17 protein-coding genes are annotated in these 20,208 nt (G+C 69.5%); 8 read left to right on the forward strand and 9 right to left on the reverse strand.

What is annotated here, in order from left to right; translation table 11 throughout:
* Positions 1 to 102: 102 nt before the first annotated feature.
* From NQK81_RS09470 to NQK81_RS09480, 3 genes are all read left to right on the forward strand, one after another.
* Complete coding sequence (locus tag NQK81_RS09470; protein WP_257487902.1) at positions 103 to 1,302, forward strand: sensor histidine kinase; 1,200 nt, start codon at positions 103 to 105, stop codon at positions 1,300 to 1,302.
* Positions 1,299 to 1,961 carry a response regulator gene (locus NQK81_RS09475; RefSeq protein WP_126731506.1) on the forward strand — a complete coding sequence of 221 codons (663 nt, stop codon included), beginning with the start codon at positions 1,299 to 1,301 and terminating at the stop codon, positions 1,959 to 1,961. The genes NQK81_RS09470 and NQK81_RS09475 overlap by 4 nt, the downstream gene beginning before the upstream one ends.
* A 66-nt stretch (positions 1,962 to 2,027) precedes the next feature.
* Complete coding sequence (locus tag NQK81_RS09480) at positions 2,028 to 3,467, forward strand: APC family permease (protein ID WP_257489726.1); 1,440 nt, start codon at positions 2,028 to 2,030, stop codon at positions 3,465 to 3,467.
* Here NQK81_RS09480 and NQK81_RS09485 read toward each other — a convergent pair.
* The 3 genes from NQK81_RS09485 to NQK81_RS09495 are packed head-to-tail and all read right to left on the reverse strand — an operon-like array spanning position 3,442 to position 5,367.
* Positions 3,442 to 4,110 carry a DUF6885 family protein gene (locus NQK81_RS09485; RefSeq protein WP_257487903.1) on the reverse strand — a complete coding sequence of 223 codons (669 nt, stop codon included), beginning with the start codon at positions 4,108 to 4,110 and terminating at the stop codon, positions 3,442 to 3,444. The two genes, NQK81_RS09480 and NQK81_RS09485, sit on opposite strands and share 26 nt — an antisense overlap.
* A complete protein-coding gene (locus NQK81_RS09490) occupies positions 4,110 to 4,526 on the reverse strand; it encodes a GNAT family N-acetyltransferase (RefSeq protein ID WP_240597737.1) in 417 nt (138 codons plus the stop codon). The genes NQK81_RS09485 and NQK81_RS09490 overlap by 1 nt, the downstream gene beginning before the upstream one ends.
* A gap of 46 nt (positions 4,527 to 4,572) precedes the next feature.
* Entirely contained in the window at positions 4,573 to 5,367 is a 795-nt protein-coding gene (locus NQK81_RS09495) for an EamA family transporter (RefSeq protein WP_192746834.1), read from the reverse strand.
* A 339-nt stretch (positions 5,368 to 5,706) separates the two neighbouring features.
* Here NQK81_RS09495 and NQK81_RS09500 point away from each other — a divergent pair, with 339 nt between their 5' ends.
* The 3 genes from NQK81_RS09500 (at position 5,707) to NQK81_RS09510 (ending at position 7,512) form a co-directional block, all read left to right on the forward strand.
* A complete protein-coding gene (locus tag NQK81_RS09500) occupies positions 5,707 to 5,886 on the forward strand; it encodes a DUF7455 domain-containing protein (protein WP_016332937.1) in 180 nt (59 codons plus the stop codon).
* Positions 5,887 to 6,062: 176 nt separating this feature from the next.
* Positions 6,063 to 6,926 carry an alpha/beta fold hydrolase gene (locus tag NQK81_RS09505; RefSeq protein ID WP_257487904.1) on the forward strand — a complete coding sequence of 288 codons (864 nt, stop codon included), beginning with the start codon at positions 6,063 to 6,065 and terminating at the stop codon, positions 6,924 to 6,926.
* Entirely contained in the window at positions 6,907 to 7,512 is a 606-nt protein-coding gene (locus NQK81_RS09510) for a TetR/AcrR family transcriptional regulator (RefSeq protein WP_257487905.1), read from the forward strand. The genes NQK81_RS09505 and NQK81_RS09510 overlap by 20 nt, the downstream gene beginning before the upstream one ends.
* A gap of 58 nt (positions 7,513 to 7,570) precedes the next feature.
* Here NQK81_RS09510 and NQK81_RS09515 read toward each other — a convergent pair whose 3' ends face one another.
* From NQK81_RS09515 to NQK81_RS09535, 5 genes are all read right to left on the reverse strand, one after another.
* Positions 7,571 to 8,752 carry an ROK family transcriptional regulator gene (locus NQK81_RS09515; RefSeq protein ID WP_051972592.1) on the reverse strand — a complete coding sequence of 394 codons (1,182 nt, stop codon included), beginning with the start codon at positions 8,750 to 8,752 and terminating at the stop codon, positions 7,571 to 7,573.
* 11 nt (positions 8,753 to 8,763) lie between these two features.
* Entirely contained in the window at positions 8,764 to 10,224 is a 1,461-nt protein-coding gene (locus tag NQK81_RS09520; protein WP_126731496.1) for a sugar ABC transporter permease, read from the reverse strand.
* Positions 10,225 to 10,247: 23 nt separating this feature from the next.
* Positions 10,248 to 11,021 carry an ATP-binding cassette domain-containing protein gene (locus NQK81_RS09525; protein ID WP_005164482.1) on the reverse strand — a complete coding sequence of 258 codons (774 nt, stop codon included), beginning with the start codon at positions 11,019 to 11,021 and terminating at the stop codon, positions 10,248 to 10,250.
* Between the two features lie 77 nt (positions 11,022 to 11,098).
* Entirely contained in the window at positions 11,099 to 12,232 is a 1,134-nt protein-coding gene (locus NQK81_RS09530; protein WP_192745403.1) for a sugar ABC transporter substrate-binding protein, read from the reverse strand.
* A gap of 459 nt (positions 12,233 to 12,691) precedes the next feature.
* Positions 12,692 to 14,446, reverse strand: a complete 1,755-nt coding sequence (locus tag NQK81_RS09535) for a DEAD/DEAH box helicase (protein ID WP_034317045.1) — start codon at positions 14,444 to 14,446, stop codon at positions 12,692 to 12,694.
* A 264-nt stretch (positions 14,447 to 14,710) separates the two neighbouring features.
* Between NQK81_RS09535 and NQK81_RS09540 the strand changes: the two genes are divergently transcribed.
* Together NQK81_RS09540 and NQK81_RS09545 are read left to right on the forward strand one after the other, a co-directional pair.
* On the forward strand, positions 14,711 to 15,835 hold the full coding sequence (locus tag NQK81_RS09540) for a YihY/virulence factor BrkB family protein (protein WP_126731493.1): 1,125 nt from the start codon (positions 14,711 to 14,713) through the stop codon (positions 15,833 to 15,835).
* Positions 15,836 to 15,954: 119 nt separating this feature from the next.
* Positions 15,955 to 19,083, forward strand: a complete 3,129-nt coding sequence (locus tag NQK81_RS09545) for an efflux RND transporter permease subunit (RefSeq protein ID WP_257487906.1) — start codon at positions 15,955 to 15,957, stop codon at positions 19,081 to 19,083.
* A 256-nt stretch (positions 19,084 to 19,339) separates the two neighbouring features.
* On the opposite strand, the gene NQK81_RS09550 is transcribed toward NQK81_RS09545, so the two are convergent.
* Entirely contained in the window at positions 19,340 to 20,176 is an 837-nt protein-coding gene (locus NQK81_RS09550) for a hypothetical protein (RefSeq protein ID WP_257487907.1), read from the reverse strand.
* Positions 20,177 to 20,208: the final 32 nt, after the last annotated feature.

Genomic DNA, 20,208 nt, shown 5'->3' on the forward strand with positions numbered 1-20,208 from the left:
CCTCGCCGACCGCACCGGTCCTCCGCGTCGGCGTACGGACCGAGATCACCGTCATCAGTTAGTAGGACCCCGCGGCCCGTCCCGGTGTGCTGGGATGGGACGGTGCCCACGTTCGTCCCGCGCCTGAACCACCTCGCCGAATGGAAACAGGACCTCGTCATCGCCTTCGGCACCTGGGTCCTCGGCGTGCTGGTCTACGTGAGCGGGATGCAGGTGCTCCTGGCGGGCCCCGACGACACGCCACTGTGGATCCGGCTGAGCGAGCTGACCGTGCTGTGCGGGCTGGAGATGCTGCGCCGCAAGGTCCCGCTGGCGCTGATCTGCGCGCTGGGCGTGCTCGCCGTGGACATCGCCTTCGGCCCGTCGCTCCCGATCCTCATCGTCTTCACCGACTTCCTGTACGCGACGACGCTCTACGGCTCACGGCGCACCAGCAGGCTGATGATCGGCGTCGCCGCGATCGGCACGATCGCGGTGGTCTGCCTGGCGCTCATCTTCTCCGCGCAGTGGCGCACGGCGATCCTCGCCGCGTTCGCCCTCCTGCCGTTCCTGGTCACGCCGGTGTGGTGGGCGGCCAACGTGCGCCAGCAGCGGGACATCGCCGACAGCGAACGGGCGAACGCGGTCCAGCTGGCCACGATCGGCGAGCTGGACCGGAAGGCCGCCGTCGCGGGGGAACGCTCGAAGATGGCGCGGGATCTGCACGACGTCATCGCCGGGCATCTTTCGGCGATCGCGATCCAGTCCGAGGCCGCGCTGTCGATGGCCACCGTCGACCCGAAGCTGTCGAGGAAGGTCCTGGAATCGGTGCGGGAGAACAGTGTGAGCGCGCTGGACGAGATGCGCGCGATGATCGGGCTGCTGCGCGCGGATCCGTCCACCGGGGACACCGAGATCGAGCCGACCGCGCCCGCCCGGCTGGCCGAACTGTCCAAACTGGTCGAATCCGCGCGCGCGAGCGGGCTGGAGGTCGAGATCGGTTCCACGCCCGGCCAGTCCGCCCACCTGCCCGCCGCGGTCGACCTGACCGCGTACCGGATCGCGCAGGAGGCGCTCACCAACGCGGCCAAGCACGCCGCGGGTGGCCGGGCCGTGCTCGACATCCGCGCCGACGGAGGCATACTCACCGTCGAAGTGCGCAACGATCTTCGTCCCGGCTCCGGCTCGGGTGACGACGGCGGGACCGGACTCGGCCTGCTGAACATGCGGGAACGCGCCGCCGCGGTGGGCGGCACCCTCGCCGCCGGGCCCTCCGGCGGCGGCTGGCTGGTCCGTGCCGAACTGCCTCTGGAGGGGTCTTGAGCGACGGGAACATCAAGGTACTGGTCGCCGACGACCACGGCGCCATCCGTGCCGGGTTGATGATGATCCTCGGCAACGCCGAAGGGATCGAGGTGGTCGGCGAAGCGGCGGACGGCGCCACCGCCGTCCGGCAGGCGAAGGCGCTGAAACCGGACGTCGTGCTGATGGACGTCCGCATGCCCGGCGTCGACGGCATCGCGGCCACGCGGGAGCTGACCGCGGAGGGGCTGTGCGAGGTCCTCGTGCTGACGACGTTCGACCTCGACGAGTACGTCCACGCCGCGCTGCGGGCGGGCGCGGCCGGGTTCCTGCTGAAGTCGGTGGAGGCGTCGCGGCTGATCGAGGCGGTGAAACTGGTCGCGGCGGGCGAAGGAGTGCTCGCCCCGCAGGTCACGCGGAAGCTGATCGCCGCCTTCGCCGCCGGGACCCGCGAGCCTTCACTGGTCCCCGACGGGCTCGAAGACCTGACCGAACGCGAGCGCGAAGTGCTGGCGTGCCTGGGCGGCGGCCTGTCCAACGCGCAGATCGGGACGCGGCTGCACATCGGCGAGACCACGGTGAAGACCCACGTCTCCCGGGTGCTGACGAAGCTGGAACTGCGGTCGCGGGTGCAGGCGGCGATCCTCGCGCAGGAGAACGGCGTCGTGCTGGAGGAGTGAAACCCACCGATCTGCGAGGTGGACGGCGATCTTCTAGCGTGACCCTTCATGCGGCGAACTCTGGACGTGGACGAAGTCCTGAAACGGCAGGATTCGGGTGAGCTGAAACGCCGCCTGCACGGGCGCGATCTCATCGGGTTCGGGGTCGGCATCATCATCGGCACCGGGATCTTCACCCTCGCCGGGGTCGAGGCGAAGACCCACGCCGGCCCGTCGGTGACGTTGTCGTTCGTGCTCGGCGCCGTCGTGGCCGGGATGGCCGCGCTCTGCTACGCCGAACTCGCCTCCAGCGTGCCGACGGCGGGAAGCGCCTATACCTACGCCTTCGCCACCCTCGGCGAGACCTTCGCCTGGATCATCGGCTGGGATCTGCTGCTCGAGTTCGCCCTGGGCGCGGCCGTCGTGTCCCGCGGCTGGTCCGGCTATCTCGCGAATCTGATGGGGCTTTCCCCAGAGTGGTTCGGCGAAGACGCGAAGGTGAACATAGGCGCGGTCGCGATCATCGCCGTGCTGACCGTGATCGCCGTCCTCGGGATCAAGGAGTCGGCGCGGGTGACGAATCTGCTCGTGCTGGTCAAGGTCGCGGTCTGCGTGCTGATCCTCGCGGTCGGCGTGTTCTACGTCCGCGGGGAGAACCTCACCCCGTTCATCCCGCCCGCCCAGCCGCCGACGGAGACGGCGGGGACCCTGCACCAGCCGATCGTGCAAGCCGTGCTCGGGCTCGAACAGTCCGTCTACGGGATCGCCGGGATGGTGACGGCCGCCGCCGTCGTCTTCTTCGCCTACACCGGTTTCGAGGCGCTCGCCAACCTCGGCGAGGAGACCGTGAACCCGAAACGCGATCTGCGCGTCGGCATCCTCGGCGCGCTCGGCGTCTGCGCGCTGCTCTACATCGGGGTCTCGCTGGTGCTGACCGGGATGGTGCCGTTCACCGAGATCGACGCGGGCGCCCCGCTCGCCGACGCGTTCGACCGGGTCGGGCAGCACTGGGTGGGCGCGCTCATCTCGCTCGGCGCGGTCACCGGGCTGACGTCGGTGATGATGGTGGAACTGGTGACGATCGGCCGGATCGGGTTCGCGATGGGCCGCGACGGCCTGCTGCCGAAGAGGTTCGGCACGGCGCATCCGCGCTGGGGCACCCCGCACCGGATGACCATCGCCGGCGCGGTGCTGATCGCGGCGCTGGCCGCGTTCGTGCCGATCTCCGAACTCGCCGACATGGTCAGCATCGGCGCCCTGTCGGCGATGATCATCGTCGCGGTGGCCGTCCCGGTGCTACGGAAACGCCGCCCGGACCTGGAACGCCCGTTCACCGTGCCGTTCTCGCCCTATCTGCCCGTCGTCGCGGCGCTGGCGTGTCTCTACCTGATGCTGAACCTGGACCTCATGACCTGGCTGCGGTTCGCCGCGTGGCTGCTGCTCGGCCTGCTGATCTATCTCTTCTACGGGCGCAGGCATTCCCGGTTCGCGAAGGACGGGCTCAGCTCCACAGACCGGCCGTCGTGATCGCGGCGACGGCGGCCTCGGCGTCGCCGTCGTCGACCACGACCAGCATCCGCTTCAGCGCGGCGGCCACCCATTCCACCGGCTGGTCGTGCAACCCGTTGTCCCCCAAGGACGGATAACCGTCCATAATGGACACAAGAGTTCCTTCGGCGCCGATCCGCATCCCGGCGGCCAGTACGTGGTGCGCGGCGGCAGGGCGCCAGCGGGACGACCACAGCGGCGGGATCCCTGTGTCGAGGTAGTCGAGAAGCGCCCGCGCCGGGGTGTCGTGCGCGCCGAATTCGCGCGCGTCGACCTCCGCGATCAACGCGACCCGCGGCAGATGCCACAGCGCGGCCAGGAGCATGAACAACGACTGCGGTGCCCAGTTCCCGCTGGCGGACACGGCGGCGAGCCGTCCGCCGGACAGCGTCCCGATCGCCCTGGCCAGTCCTTCGGTCGTGGTGCCGGACAGCGCCGCGACCTCGTCCTGTCCCGCGACGGCGAACCCCGCCGCGCGCAGGGCGGCCAGCGCCGTGAACGGCCCGGCGAACCCGTCCTTCTGCGGGAGTTCGGCGCGGGCGACGGCGACAAGGTGCTCGCCACCGGGCAGCCAGCGGCGACCGGACAGGCCCGTCCGGTCGCCGTCGATTCCGGAGGACATCAGTCTTCGAACGTCCAGGACTGCATGATGAACGGCCCGTCGTTCGACGCGCCGGCCGAGGTGTAGGTCGCCAGCGCGGCCTTGTTGTCCGTCTCGACGCCGACCCACATCCCCCGGCAGCCACGCTCCCGCGCGATCCCGGCCAAAGCGTCGACCAGGTCGCGGCCGATCCCGCGCCGCTGGTAGTCCGGGCTGACGTCGAGTTCGTTGAGGAACATCTCGGTGCCCTTGTCCGGATGCGTCACCTCGGTGCCGGTGATCATCCCCGCGGGCTCGCCGTCCTCGTAGGCGATGAGGAGGTGGTTCTCCTCCCCCGCGAGGAACTTCTCGGACGCCTCCCGTTGCGCGGGTCCGTCGAACAGGTGCTGAGCGGCGACGACCTCCTCGACGGTGACTGCCCGCCGGATCTCGGCCACGTGTCCTCCCGGTGTTCGCGACGCCTCAGGCTGGTCAGTATCCCGCTCAGAGGGGCGCCGAGTCATCACGTTTCCCCGGCGATCGCAGCGCGACCCCGGCGACGACGGCCAGCGTGCCGATCGCCTCGGGCAGGGTCGGGATCTGCCGGAGCCACAGGAAGCCGACCAGCCCCGCCGTGACCGGCAGCAACGCGAGCAGCAGCGCGAACCGCGCCTGCCCGGCCTTGCGCAGGACCACCTGGTCGAGGGCGTACGGCACGACGGTCGAGAGCACGCCCACCCCGATGCCGAGCAGCAGCAGACGTGGCGAACCCCACACCGCGCCGGTGCCGAGCGCCAGCGGCGACAGCACCACGGTGCCGACGGCGAACCCGACGGCCAGTCCGTCGATCCCGTTCCCGCCGACCGCGACTCGCTTCCCGAGCAGGATGTACCCGGCCCAGGCGGCCGCCGCCCCGAGCGCGAACAGCACGCCGAGCAGGCTGCCTTCGAGCCGGACGTCCGCGATGGCGACCACCCCGGCCGCCACCAGCAGCAGCGCGAGGACGTCCCGGCGCGTGCGCGAACCGAACGCGGCCACCACCACGGGCCCGGCGAACTCGAGGGCGACCGCGGTGCCCAGCGGCAGCCGCGCGATCGCCTCGTAGAAGAGCACGTTCATCCCGGCGGTGACGATGCCGAAGGCACCCGCGAGCAGGAACGCGCGCCCGGTCCACGCCGAGCGGGGTGGCCTGCGCCACGCCAGGAGGACCACGGCCGCCCCGAGACAGCGAAGCCAGGCCACCCCCGCGGGTGAGGCGACCGAAAAGAGACCTACGGCGATGGCCGCGCCGGCGTACATGGAAATTCCGCTGAGAACGAACAAGACCGGCGGCGGCACGCTGGGAAGACGGTTCCGGACGACTGCGATACCCACCCCCGCATGGTGCCTGACGTGGGAAAAGACGGTTCAGCGGGGAGTCTTCTTCCACGTTGCGTGATTACGCTACGGCATCCGAGGTAATTACCAGTGACAAATGAGACACCCGCACGGGAACACTTGCGGGTCGCCAAACGTCTGGAAGAGTGGAAGCACGAACACGGCGGGGCCGGGAACGAATGTTGCCGGCATCAGTGCCGAAGTGGTCGTAGCTGGATCGATGGCACCGGGCCACCGGTGCCGGGACGGAGGGAGACTCCAATGACTTCACCGACGCTCACCCGCCCCGAACTGACCGCTGCCGACCGATGCGACCGGTGTGGAGCTGCAGCCCAGGTTCGAGCCATTCTCAGCACCGGTGGCGAGTTGCTCTTCTGTGGTCACCACGCCCGCGCACACGAGACGAAGCTCAAGGAAATGTCCGCGGACATTCAGCGGTAGCCCACCAGTCCACGACCACCCGGCGGCCGGCCGCTCCTCCTGGGAGCGCGCCGGCCGCCCTGTTTTCCGCCCCTGGAACGGCTCGACGTCGCCCCCAAGTCCCGAAGGTGCCCTTGCGGACGCTCACCGAGACCTGCGTCTTCCAAAAACATACAAACAGCATGTATGTTACTCCCATGACGACCAGCGACCTGCTCGGCGAGGTGCACGAGGCGGACCTCGGCGGCGCCCGTATCCGCTACCGCGACCGCGGTGAAGGCCCTCCCGTGGTCTTCGTCCACGGACTGCTGACCAACGGCCTGCTCTGGCGCAAGGTGGCCCCCGCGGTCGCCGACGCCGGCTTCCGCTGCCTCACCCCGGACTGGCCGCTCGGTTCGCACGAGATCCCGGTCCCCGACGCCGACCTGAGCCCGCCCGGGGTCGCCGCGCTCATCGCGCGGTTCCTCGAAGTGCTCGACCTGACCGACGTCACCGTGGTCGCGAACGACACCGGCGGCGCGCTCACGCAACTGCTCATGACCACGAACCCGGAACGGGTGGGCCGGGTCGTGCTGACCCCGTCGGACTCCTTCGAACGCTTCCTGCCGCCGCTGTTCGCGGGGCTGAGCACGCTGGCGCGGATCCCCGGCGGCGTCGGGCTGATGGTCCAGGCGCTGCGCTGGCGCTGGCTCCTGGAGAAGACGGACTTCCTCTGGCTGACCAAACATCCGGTCCCGGACCACATCCTCGACGCGTATCTGCTGCCCAGCCGCCGGAGCGCGGAGATCCGCGACGATCTGCGCCGGTTCACCGCGAGCGTCGACAACCGATACACGCTGACCGCCGCCGAGCGGCTGCCGGCGTTCACCAAGCCCGTTCTGCTGGCCTGGGCACCCGAAGACCGGCACTTCCCGCTGTGGCTGGGCCGCAAGCTCGCCGGGGTCCTGCCGAACGCCGAACTGAAGACGATCGAGGACTCCTACGCCTTCGTGCCGGAGGACCAGCCGGAGCGGCTGAGCGGCATGATGGTGGAATTCCTGCGTGCCCACGCCACGACGTAGCCAGACCGAACGCTCGCAGTCGACGCAGGCCGCGTTGATCACGGCGGCGCGCACCCTGTTCGCCGAGCAGGGTTACGCCGCCGTCCCAGCGGACGAGATCGTCCGGGCGGCAGGCGTGACCCGTGGCGCGCTGTATCACCACTTCGGGGACAAGCAGGGCTTGTTCCGCGCCGTGATCGAGCAGATCGAAACCGAGATCACCGAGGAACTGAAGACCGTCCTGCGCGCCACGGACGACCCGTGGGCGGGGGCGCTCGGCGTGCTGAGCCGGTTCCTCGACCTGTGCCTGCGACCCGAAGTGGTAAGGATCGCGCTCACGGACGCCGTCTCCGTCCTCGGCTGGCAGGAATGGCGGGAGCTGGAGAACCGGTACGGGCTCGGCCTGATCACGGAGATCCTGGAGGCCGCCGCGGCGGCCGGGCTGCTGATCGACGCGCCCATCCCGGAGCTGGCGCAACTGGCGCTGAGCGCGTGCGCGGAGGCGGCGCTGATGATCGCGCACGCCGAAGACCCCGCGGCGGCGAAGGAGAAGTCCCTCGCCGCCCTGGTGGCCCTGCTCTCCGGCCTCGTGAAAGAACGCGTTTAGTCCTCTGGATGCGGTCCTTGCGTGGGGCAACTACCGCGTCCAGAGGACTAAACGCGAGCTAGACGGTGTCCAGAATCATCTCGAAGGCCGCCTCGGCCGCCCCCAGGAGCTTCACGTCCGCCCCGAGCGCCGAGCTCACGATCTGCGTCCCGCCCACGGCCCGGCTGACCAGGCTCCGCCGCCGCACCTCGGCCGCCACCGACTTCACGACCGAATCGGGCAGCACGGTGAGCAGGTCGCCCAGCACGACCAGCTGCGGGCCGAGCAGGTTGACCACGTTCACCAGGCCCAGCGTCAGCCATTCCGCGAACTCCGACAGCCGTTCCTCGGCCGCGTGCGGATCCCGGCCCAGCTCGCGCAGTTCGAACAGGATCGCCCCGCGCGGGGTGTCCTCGGGCAGATCGAGCGCGCGGCACAGCGCCGCCTCGCCGACCTCGGTCTCCCAGCAGCCGCTCGACCCGCAGTAGCAGGGACGGCCGCCGGGCCGGATCGCCATATGCCCGATCTCGCCGACGTAGCCCGCGCCGCCGCGCAGCGACGATCCGTCCGCGATGATCCCTCCCCCGACACCGACGTCGGCGGAGACGTACACGGCGTCGGAGGAACCCCGCGCGGCACCGCGCAGGTGTTCGGCGATGGCGCCGAGTTCGGCGTCATTGCCGACCAGGACGGGAATGCGCAGCACACCGCCGAGCCGTTCCCCCAGCGCCACGTCGGTCCAGCGCAGGTTGGGCGCTTCGTGGACGTGCCCGTCGGCCCGGCGGACGACGCCGGGCACGGACACCCCCGCGGCGATCGGCTGTACGCCGAGGTCGCCCGCCAGCACGGTGGTCGACTCGATCACGTGCGTGATCACTTCGTCGGCCTCCCGCGTCCGGCCGTGGAGGTTCCAGCTGTTGCGCCCGAGGATCTGGCCGCCGAACCCGACCAGCGCGATCGCCACGTGTTCGACCTGGAGGTCCACCGCGAGCACCACCGCCGCGTGCGGCTGCGGCAGGACCAGGAGCGAGGGACGGCCCGCCCCTCGTCCCGGCCTCGGGACCCGCTCCTCGACGACACCCGCTTCCGCGAGGCCGTCGACGAGGGTCTTGATGGTGCTGCGGTTGAGCCCCAGCTCGGTGGCGAGGGTCGCCCTGGTGCTCGGGCCGCTGACGTGCAGCAACCGGAGCAAGGTCGTGCGGTTGTGCCTGCGCACCTCGTCTGGTCGTGCAACGGGTGTGCTGGTCACGGGCTTCATCATTCCATGCGGACTCAGCGCGGCGACGCAGCCGCGCGGCGCCGGGACAGCGCGTCGACCGTGGCCGCGAGAAGCAGCACCAGACCGGTGACGATGTTGACCACCGCCGCCGACTGCTTCAGCAGGCCCAGCGCGTTCTCGACGACCGCGAGCACGAGGCCACCGATCACCGCATCGACGACCCGGCCCTTGCCGCCGAACAGCGACGTACCACCGATGACGGCGGCGCCGACCGCGAACAGCAGCGTGTTGAGGCCACCGGCCTGCGGGTCGACCGAACCGACCTTCGACGAGTAGACGATCGCGCCGACCGCCGCCACCGCCGAGCAGATGACGAACACCGAGGCCCGGATCTTCTCGACGTTGATACCGGCGCGGCGGGCCGCCTCGCGGTTGCCGCCGACGGCGTAGATGTGGCGGCCGTACTGGGTGCGGTTGAGCACGTAGGTGCCGAGCACCAGCAGGCCGAGCACGATCGGCACGACGTACGGGACACCGGAGATGACGATGTTCGGGTTCGGCGCGCGGTTCAGCGTCAGCAGATAGGTCGCGATCGCGGCGACCACGGCGATGGCGCCGACCTTGAACAGCACCATCGGCGTCGGCTGGGTGACCAGGCCGCGTTTGAGCCGCGAGAAGTGCTGGCCGAGGGTCACCGCGGCGAACCCGCCGGCGGCGATCACGAAGAGGATCCAGCTGCCCAAAGTGGACAGATTGCCGTTGGCGACCTTGAACAGGACGTCCGAGGTGCTGATGCCGAGCGTGCCGCCCTCACCGATGAACTGGAGGATGACCCCCTGCCAGGCGAGGAAGAGCGCCAGCGTCACCACGAACGAGGGCATCCCGATCTTGGAGACGAGGAAGCCGGTGAGGACACCGATCGCGCCACCGACGCTGATCGCGAGCAGCATCTCGATCCACGGGTTGGCCGCGGTCCCCGACAGCACGAGCGCGATGGCGAGCACGGCGAACCCGACGCCCGCCCAGATCCGCAGGACCACCCCGAGCAGCGCGGCGATCGCGAGCACCACCAGGAACGCGATGAACACGCCGTTCCCCATACCGCCCAACAGGTTTCCGTTGCGCACGTAGTGCATCGCCAGCACCGCGGCGGTGACCCCGGACGCGGTACCCGCGGACAGGTCGATCTCGCCGAGCAGCAGCACGAACACGATGCCCATCGCGATGATCGCCTTGCCGGCGCCCTGTGCCATCAGGTTCGCGATGTTGTTCATCGTCAGGAAGGTGTCCGACAGCGAGGCGAACACGATCACCAGCACGAGCAGGCCGAGCAGCGCCGGGAGCGAACCCAGCTGTCCCGCCTTGAGCCGGGAGAAGTAGTCGCCGACGGCCTCGCGCGTCGACATCGATGTCGTGTCGATGCCGAAGTCCGTGATGGCCGCCGACGGGTTGAGCGCGGCGGCCGCCGACTTGCCCCCCTCCGGCGAGGCGGGCTTTGCAGGTGTCTCAGTCATTTCCGGTTCTTTCTCGCCTCGGATCAGAGGACGGCGGCTTCGGGGCGGGCAAGGCCGAGGTCGCCGGAGCGACCGGCGGTGATCAGTTCCACGACCTGGCCGTGGGTGACGTCCTTGGTGTGCACCTCGGCGACGAGACGGCCGAGGTAGAGCACCGCGATACGGTCGGCGACCTCGAAGACGTCGGCCATGTTGTGGCTGATCAGCACCACGCCGAGGCCCTGTTCGGCGAGGCGGCGGACGAGGTCGAGCACCTGCCGGGTCTGCGCGACACCGAGCGCGGCGGTCGGCTCGTCGAGGAGGACGACCTTCGAGTCCCACAGCACGGATTTGGCGATCGCGACGGTCTGCCGCTGCCCGCCCGAGAGGGCCGAAACGGGCGTACGGACCGATTTCACGGTGCGGACCGACAGCGAGGCGAGCGTCTCGCGGGCGGCCTTCTCCATGCTGGCCTCGTCGAGCAGCCATTTGCTGCCGCGTTCCCGGCCGAGGAACATGTTCTGCACGATGTCGAGGTTCTCGGCCAGCGCGAGATCCTGGTAGACGACCTCGATGCCCAGATCCGCGGCGTCGCGCGGGCCGTGGATGTTCACCTGCTTGCCCTGGAACGTCACCGTTCCCGAGTCGTAGCCGTGAATCCCGGCGATCGACTTGACCAAAGTGGACTTGCCGGCACCGTTGTCGCCGACCAGCGCGGTGACCTCGCCGGCGCGCACGTTGAAGTCCACGTCGTGGAGGACGTGGACCGGCCCGAAGCTCTTGTTGAGCTGCTTCAGTTCGAGGATGGGTTCACTCATGGGGTTCTCCCGGCTGGGTACCGGGCCGGCGCGCTCCGTCGGGGGAACGCACCGGCCCGGTCGTCTGGATTAACGGGTCAGGAGATACCGAGCTGCGTGCACGCCGCGGCCAGGTCGCCGCCGCAGATCTCGGCGGCCTTGACGTAGCCCTGCGTCACGACCTCCTTGACACCGTCCTTGGTGGTCATCTTCGGCTCGAGGAGCACGGACTTGACCTCGCGGTTGCCCTTCGGGTCCTTCGCCTTGCCGGTGGCCAGCGCGTCGGCGCCCGCCTTGTCGCCCTTGGCCAGCAGCACGGCGAGCTTCGCCGCGGCTTCGGCCTCTTCCTTGATCGGCTTGAAGACGGTCATGTACTGGTCGCCGCGCAGGATCGCCATGAGGCCGTCCGCGGTGGCGTCCTGGCCGGTGACCGGGACCTTGCCGTTGAGACCGTTCTTCTTCAGCACGGTGATGACCGCGCCGGCGAGACCGTCGTTCGCGGCGACGACGCCGTCGACCCTGCCCTTGTTGTCGGTCAGGATCTGCTCGAAGGTCTGGCCGCCCTTCTGGTTGTCCCAGTTGTCGATGGCCTGCTCGCGTACGAGCTTCAGGTCGCCGCTGGCGAACTTCGGCTGCAGCACGGACTTCTGGCCGTTGGCGAACAGCGTCGCGTTGTTGTCGGTCGGGGCGCCCTCGATCATGACGACCTCGGCACCCTTCTTGTCCTTCAGCGCGTCGGCGAGACCCTGGCCCTGCAGCTGGCCGACCTTCTCGTTGTCGAACGAGACGTAGTAGTCGGAGCTGCCGCCGAGGTTGAGGCGGTCGTAGTCGATCGTCGGGATGCCGGCGGCCTGCGCCTTGCGGGCGACCGCCGCGCCGACCTCGCCGTTGATGGCGGCGATGATCAGGACCTTGACGTTCTGCGCGATCATGCCGTCGGCAAGGGTGGTGAACTTCTGGACGTCGCCCTGGGCGTTCTGGACGTCGGCGTCGAAGCCCGCGTCCTTGAGCGCCTTGGTCAGGAACGGCTTGTCGAAGGACTCCCAGCGCGCCGAGGTGGCGGTCTCCGGCAGGATGACGCCGACCTTGCCACCGGCGGCGGCACCGCCCGGGGCGGGGGCGGACTGCGAGGAGTTGCCGCTGCCCGAGTCGGCGGTGTTGGCGCCACAGGCGGAGAGCACCAGGCCGGCGCCCACCGTCGCGGCGAGGAGGGTAAGGGTTCTGCTGCGCATCCTCGTTCCTTCCGGATCTTGCTCGCGGGCGGCGATCCTCGAGGACCGGTCGCACCATCGCGCATATGTTGTGGGCGACAACATATGCCGCCGAACGGGTTTCGCGGAAGACGGCTGAATCGATTAAGCCTCATCAAATGGACACGGTTTGGCAACGTGGCCGTAGCAAGACGTACGAAGTCTAGGTGCGCTGACGGTGTGACCGCCACCACTCACTGAGCGTGACCTTCACACCGATCGCAGCCCGCTGACCGGGGTTCCGTCGAAGATCATCGGCAGGCGAGGCGGCCCCGTGCCGACATGACCGACGGGAAGCGAGATCACCCTGAGTGAGACTGTGTGGAAATAAGGACGTTCAACGTCTCTATTTCCACACACCCCTCACCCGTTGCGCGTGAAGGCCCCCTTCCCTCGGCTGAGCCGAGGGAAGGGGGCCTTCACGCGCTTGAAACAGGGCGGTCACCAAGAACGCAGGGTCACGATCCGCTCTTCGAGCTGCTCCACCGAAGCCATCGCGGTCGGCGGGCCGCCGCAGACCCGGCGCAGTTCGTTGTGGATCGCGCCGTGCGGCTTCTTCGTCCGGTGGTGATGCACGCCCACCAGGGCGTTCAGCTCCTTACGCAGGCTGCCGAGCCGCTCGCTGACCGACTGCGGCCGCGCGACCGGCGCCGCCTCTTCGGCCTTGGGCTTGCGCCGCTTCTCGTCGGAGAGCTGCTCCTCTTGCCGCTTCCGCAGCAGGGCGCGGACCTGGTCCGGCTCCAGCAGACCAGGGAGGCCGAGGTACTCCTGCTCCTCGTCAGAACCGGAGAACACCGCGGTGCCGAAGGAGTTGCCGTCGTAGATGACCTGGTCGAGTTCGGCGGAGGCACCCAGCGAGGTGAACGCCTTCTCCTCTTCGCCCGGCTCGTCCTCGGTGCGGTTGGCCTGGGCCAGGAGCTCGTCGTCCCAGCCCTCCTTCTCACGGTGCGGCTTGCCGAGGACGTGGTCGCGCTGTGCCTCCAGCTCGCTGGCGAGCTCCAGCAGCACCGGCACGCTCGGCAGGAAGACCGAAGCGGTCTCGCCGGGTTTGCGCGAACGCACGTACCGGCCGATGGCCTGCGCGAAGAACAGCGGGGTCGACGCGCTCGTGGCGTAGACGCCGACCGCCAGTCGCGGGACGTCGACGCCTTCGGACACCATCCGGACCGCGACGAGCCAGCGGTCGGTCGAATCGGAGAACTCCTTGATCCGCCCGGACGCCTTGGGATCGTCGGAGAGGACGACCGTCGGGGTCTGGCCGGAGATGCGCTCCAGGATCTTGGCGTAGGCGCGCGCCGAGTCCTGGTCGGTGGCGATCACCAGGCCGCCCGCGTCCGGGATGCCGTTGGCGCGAAGCTGCGCGAGACGCGTGTCCGCGGCCTGCAGCACCGACGGGATCCATTCGCCCGCCGGGTCGAGCGCCGTGCGCCAAGCGCGCGCGTTCTGCTCGGCCGTCAGCGGCTCGCCGAGCCGCGCGGTGAACTCCTCCCCCGCGCTCGTGCGCCAGGAGGCCTCACCGGAGTAGGCGAGGAAGACGACCGGCCGGACCACGCCGTCGGCGAGCGCGTCGGCGTAACCGTAGGCGTGGTCGGCCTTGCTGCGCTGGAAACCCGAGCCGTCGGCCTCGTAGGTGACGAACGGGATCGGCGAGTCGTCGCTGCGGAACGGCGTCCCGGTGAGCGCCAGGCGGCGGACGGCGGGCGTGAACGCCTCGCGGATCGCGTCGCCCCAGGACTTCGCGTCACCGCCGTGGTGGATCTCGTCGAGGATGACCAGGGTCTTGCGGTTCTCGGTGCGCACGCGGTGCAGCGTCGGATGCGCGGCGACCTGCGCGTAGGTCACCGCGACACCTTGGTAGTCACGCGAGGTGACGCCGGTGCCGTTGCGGAAGTTCGAGTCGATCGCGATACCGGCGGCCGCGGCCGAGGCGGCCCACTGGTGCTTCAGGTGCTCGGTCGGCGCGACGATGGTGATCCGCTCGACGGTCCGGTCGCTCAGCAGCTCGGCGGCGATCCGGAGACCGAACACCGTCTTGCCCGCGCCCGGCGTCGCGACGGCCAGGAAGTCCTGCGGTTTCTTCGTGAGGTACTTCGTCAGCGCTCGCCGCTGCCAGGCACGCAGCGGGCGGGCCGTGCTGTCCTTCGCCGCGGGAGGCGCGCCCAGCTCGCCTCGATCGCGTTCAACGGTTTCCGACATGCAGGTTCCCCTCCTCCCTCACCCGAAACGCCTGGTCATCCACCCTGACACAAGCGAAAACCCCCACTTGGGTATCCGGCCGCGACGCCGGCGCCTGAGGTGAGGGCACTCCGGGAAGCCTACCTCGCGGGCCCGTGGAACGCCGGAAGCGCCACCCCCGTTGTCGGGTTACTCACCCGAAAACCCAGGGGTGGCGAGCCGAATGGCGCGGCATGGACCATGCTGGACACCGTCAAGGGCGCTCGGCGCCGGCGGAGGAGCTGCATGAGCGAGGAGAACGGCCGTCCGGATACGGCCGCCGAGGTCGCGAAGGGCCGCAGGGGTCCGTTGCGCCTGCTCAGCCGCACGCTCAGCAAGGCGTGGGACGGCAACATCTTCTCCGAGGCCGCCGAAGCCGCGTTCTGGCAGACGCTTTCGCTGCCGCCACTGCTGCTGGGGCTTCTCGGCTGTCTCGGCTTCGTCGGCGACTGGTTCGGCCAGGAGGTCGTGACCGCGGTCCACGACCGGATCATCACCTTCAGCAAGACGATCTTCAGCGACAACGCCGTCCACGACATCATCGAGCCGACGGTCAACAGCATCCTGTTCGTCGGCAAGGGCGAGATCGTCTCGGTCGGCTTCCTGATCTCCCTGTGGGCGGGTTCGTCGGCGATGTCGTCGTTCGTCGACGCCATCACGGTGGCGCACGACCAGTACGGCGTCCGTAACGACGTCTGGCAGCGGATCTTCGCGCTGCTGCTGTACCTGGCCGGGCTGGTCATCCTGGTGGTCGGGCTGCCGCTGCTGGCGATCGGGCCGGACCTGCTCCCCCAGTTCTTCCCCACCGACTGGCGCGACACGGTGTCGTACTGGGTCGGCACGCTGTACTACCCCGTGCTGGCCGTGATGATCGTGCTCGCGCTGACGACGCTGTACAAGCTCGCCCTGCCGCGCAGGCTGCCATGGCACCGGGGGCTGCCGGGCGCGGTGCTCGCCATGGTCGTGTTCCTGCTCTCCAGTATCGGGCTGCGGATCTACCTGAACTGGATCACCAAGACCGGCTACACCTACGGCGCGCTCGCCGCGCCGATCGCGTTCCTGTTGCTGATGTTCTTCATCGGGCTCGCGGTGGTCGGCGGCGCGTACTTCAACAGCGCGATCCAGGAACTGTGGCCAGCCAAGGCGACGAAACGGCAGCGCCGGAAATGGCGGCGGCTGGAAATGGAACGCGCGAACGAACGGATCCGCGCCGAAGAGGGTCGCAAACTGTGGGAACGGACGACGGTCCCGCTCCGCCGCCCCCGCCAGAACGGCGATTCCCCCGATGGTGACCCCGAACACGTGTCGGAACAATCGGTGAACGAGGAAACGCAGAGCGAAGCCGATTCGGTGACAGACCGGCGAAGTTGAGCGGGACCTCATCCCGAAGTCGTACTCGGATTCCACCCGTGGTGTGAATCCACCCCACCCCCTCCCGTGAAAAGCTCGCGATAACCGCCCGTCCCGAGCCATTCCTGGGGGATACCGTCATGTCCACGCTGGCCAGATTGAGCCTGCGCAACCGAAGTCTCATCGGGCTGCTCGCCCTGGTGGTGATCGGCTTCGGCGCCTTCGCCCTGCCACAGCTGAAGCAGCAGCTGTTCCCGTCACTGCAGTTCCCGCAGGCGCAGATCATCACGCCGTACGCGGGCGCGTCGCCGGACGCGGTCGACCGGCAGGTCACCGAGCCGCTCGAAGGCGGGCTGCAGGGGCTGAAGGGGCTCGAAGAGCTGAGCTCGACGTCGTCGGAGGGGCTGTCGCGGATCACCGCGCAGTTCGAGTTCGGCACGGACATCGACGCGGCGGTCGGGCAGATCCAGCGCGTCGTCGACGGGCTGAAGACACGGCTGCCGCAGAACAGCGAGTCGACGGTTTCGGCGGGCTCCACCGACGATCTCCCGGTCGTGCTGCTCGCCGCCGGGACCACCGGTGACCCGCAGGCCCTCGCGCCCGCGCTGACCGGGGAGGTCGCGCCGGAGCTGCGGAAGATCGACGGTGTCCGCGAGGTCGAGGTGACCGGCGCGCGGCAGCCGCGGGTGACCATCGCGCTGGACTACGCGAAGCTGGCGGCCGCGGGGGTCGACCCGTCGTCGATCGCCACCACCCTGCAGACCGCCGGTGCCGCCGTCCCGGCCGGGACGCTGACCGAAGGCGGCAAGACGCTCACCGTCCAGGTCGGCGGCGGACCGACCACAGTGGACACGATCAAGAACCTCTACCTCACGCCGTCGCAGCCTTCCCGTCCCGGCGCGCAGGCGGGCAAGCCCGTGAAGCTCGGTGACGTCGCGGACGTCCAGGCCGGATTCGCGCCGCCGACGTCGATCACGCGTACCAACGGCAAGCCGAGCCTCGGGCTCTCGATCACCATGGTGGAGAACGGGAACGCGGTCGCGATCTCGGAGGCGGTGCGGGACAAGCTGCCCGAGCTGTCGAAGAAGATCGGCGCCGAGATGAGCGTCGTGTTCGACCAGGGCACCCCGGTCAAGGACGCGATCAGCGGCCTGACCACCGAAGGCCTGCTGGGGCTGGCGTTCGCGGTCGTGGTGATCCTGCTGTTCCTGTTGTCGGTGCGCTCCACCCTGGTGACGGCGGTGTCGATCCCGCTTTCGGTGGTCGTGGCACTGCTGGCGTTGTGGACCGGCGATCTCTCGCTGAACCTGCTCACCCTCGGCGCGCTCACCATCGCCATCGGGCGGGTGGTCGACGACTCGATCGTGGTGCTGGAGAACATCAAACGACATCTGGCGTACGGCGAGGAGAAGGAGCGCGCGGTCCTCGACGGCGTGCGCGAGGTCGCGGGCGCCGTGACGTCGTCCACCCTCACCACGGTCGCGGTGTTCCTGCCGATCGCCTTCGTGGGCGGGTTCGTCGGCGAGCTGTTCTCGCCGTTCGCGATCACCGTCACCGTGGCGCTGCTGGCGTCGCTCCTGGTGTCGCTGACGATCGTGCCGGTGCTCGCGTACTGGTTCCTCAAGCCGCCCAAGACCCCGGCGGACGAGCGCGAGGCCGAGCTCACGCGCCAGGCCGCCGAAGACAAGGAACGCCGCGGGCTGCTGCAGCGCGGGTACGTCCCGGTGATCCGGTTCGCCACCCGGCGTCGCGTCACCGTGGTGCTGCTGGCGCTGATCATCTTCGGCGGCACGGTCGGACTGGCCTCGCAGCTGAACACGAACTTCCTCGACCAGTCCGGCTCGACGACGCTGAGCCTTTCGCAGAAGCTGCCGCCCGGCACCAGTCCCGAGGCCAAGGAGAAGGCCGCCGGCGCGGTGGAGCAGGCGCTCGCTGCCGAACCCGCCGTCGAGACCTACCAGGTGAGCATCGGCGGGGGCAACTTCTTCGGCGGCGGCGGGACGGCCACCAGCATCCAGGTCACCGTCGCCAAGGACACCGACCTCGACGCGCTGTCGGAGCGGTTGCGGGGCAAGCTCGACAAGCCGGAACTCGGCGAGGTCAAGATCGGCGCGGAAGCGGGCGGGTTCAACTCCGACCAGATCTCGATCACCGTCACCGCACCGGACGAAGCCGCGCTGAAGCCCGCCGCCGAACAGGTCCGCCAGGCGCTGTCCGGTGTTCCGGATCTCACCGAGGTGACCAGTGACCTCGCGCAGGGCTCGCCGCGCGTGCAGGTCGAGGTCGACGCCGCGAAGGCCGCCGCGAGCGGGCTTTCGGCGACCACGATCGGCCAGATCGCGAACCAGGCCATCGCCGGCCGCACGGTGACCCAGCTGCCGGTCGACGGCAGGCGCACGGACATCGTGCTGCGCGCGGGCACGGCGCCGGTGTCGGTCGACGCGGTCAAGGCGCTGCCGATCCCGAGCGCGGCCGGCGTGGTGCGGCTGGACTCCGTCGCCACCGTGTCCACAGTGGACGGCCCGGCCGCGGTGCACCGCACCTCGGGCGAGCTGAGCACCACGGTCACCGCCAAGAACACCGGCGCGGACCTGGCCGCAACCACGAAGGCCATCCAGTCCAAATTGGACGGTCTGACCTTCGCCGGCGGCGCGGCGTACAAGCTCGGCGGCGTCAGCGAGGACCAGCAGGAGGCCTTCGGGAACCTGTTCCTCGCGCTGCTGGCCGCGATCGCGATCGTCTACCTGATCATGGTGGCGACGTTCCGCAGCCTGATCCAGCCGCTGATCCTGCTGGTGTCGATCCCGTTCGCGGCGACCGGCGCGATCGGTCTGCTGCTGGCGACCGGGACCGCGCTGGGCCTGCCCGCGCTGATCGGGATGCTGATGCTCGTCGGCATCGTGGTGACCAACGCGATCGTGCTGATCGACCTGGTCAACCAGTACCGGGCCGCGGGAATGAGCGTCACCGACGCCGTCGTCGAAGGCGGCAGGCGACGGCTGCGGCCGATCCTGATGACCGCGGCGGCGACCATCTTCGCGCTGGTCCCGATGGCGCTCGGGCTGACCGGACAGGGTGGGTTCATCGGGCAGCCGCTGGCGATCGTGGTCATCGGCGGGCTGGTCAGCTCGACCCTGCTGACGCTGATCCTGGTGCCGACGCTGTACACGATGGTCGAGACGCGGAAAGAGAAACGTCGCGCGAAGAAGGACGCCCGCCGGTCTTCGGCCCCGGTCACCGAGACGCTGACGCCGGAGCCGGCTTCGTAGACCCTGGGGGCAGGAGGAAGGCGCGCCGGGGCCGGGTGGGCGCCCGGCGCGCCTTCCGGCATTCCGCCGGCTGAATGCGCGTGCCCCGACGGCAAGTACGTGAAGGCCCCCTTCACTGCGCTAGACGCAATGAAGGGGGCCTTCACGTACTTGGGGGCGGCGCGGCAACCCGTGACTCGCGTGTTTGAAGCCGTAACTCGCGTGATTGGAGCAGGTACGCCTCCAATCACGCGAGTTACGCGTCTGATCACGCGAGTTACGCCTTACGGAACCGCCACGTCTTGCTGTCGAAGGCCACGCACCACGACGGCGAAAGCATGACGACCCGCAGGGTCCCGTCGGCGGCGACGTCGATGCCTTCGGTCTCGAAGTTCCCGCTGCAGGTGCTCTTCAGCGGCAGCTGCCCCAGGGACGTGACCCGCCCGGTCACGTCCGAACCGGACAGCGCGCCGGAGAGGTCGACCTGCAGCAGCGGCTTCGTGGTCCCGAACAGGGAGCCCTCGGGGTCGTCGGACGCGCACAGCAACCTGGTCGCGGTGAGGAAGTCGCAGCCCTGGATGTCCCGCACTGGCTTGTCGAGCCGGATCGCGGACGCGTACGGCAGGTTCGCCGACGGGTTCGTGTGCGCGACGCCGGGCATCGGGTGCACGAGGAGCCGGTCCATCGTGCCCCACTCGCCCGCCACCATCCAGCGCGCGTCGGGGGTCACGGCGGCGAACGAGTTGTTGTTCGCCTCCCACGACTCCAGCGCGTGCGTGTAGTTCGCCCACGTCCCGTTGGGCGACTCGACGCGGAAGAGCTTGGCTCCCCGGTCGTCGCGCTGGTACGGCTCGACGTACCAGCCCTGCGCGGAGCCAGGGTCGCCGACGTGGTTCCAGCCCTGGGACGAGAGGTTCACGGGAACGGTCGCGATCCCGGTGTAGCGGTAGATCGTCCCGGACGGCCGTTCGATGGTGGCCAGGCCCTGGCCCTCGTCGAGCGGGCGGGCGTTGTCCGAGCCGACGGTGGTCCAGCCGGTGACGGCTTGGGCGGCGGCGGGTGAGAACACCGCGACCAACGCGGCGATGGCGAGCACGATCCCGGTTCTACGCATGAAGGCTCCGTCCCGGCGGGTTTTCGCTGGCG

Origin of the sequence: Amycolatopsis roodepoortensis (assembly GCF_024628825.1) — a bacterium.
GTDB classification, from domain to species: domain Bacteria; phylum Actinomycetota; class Actinomycetes; order Mycobacteriales; family Pseudonocardiaceae; genus Amycolatopsis; species Amycolatopsis roodepoortensis.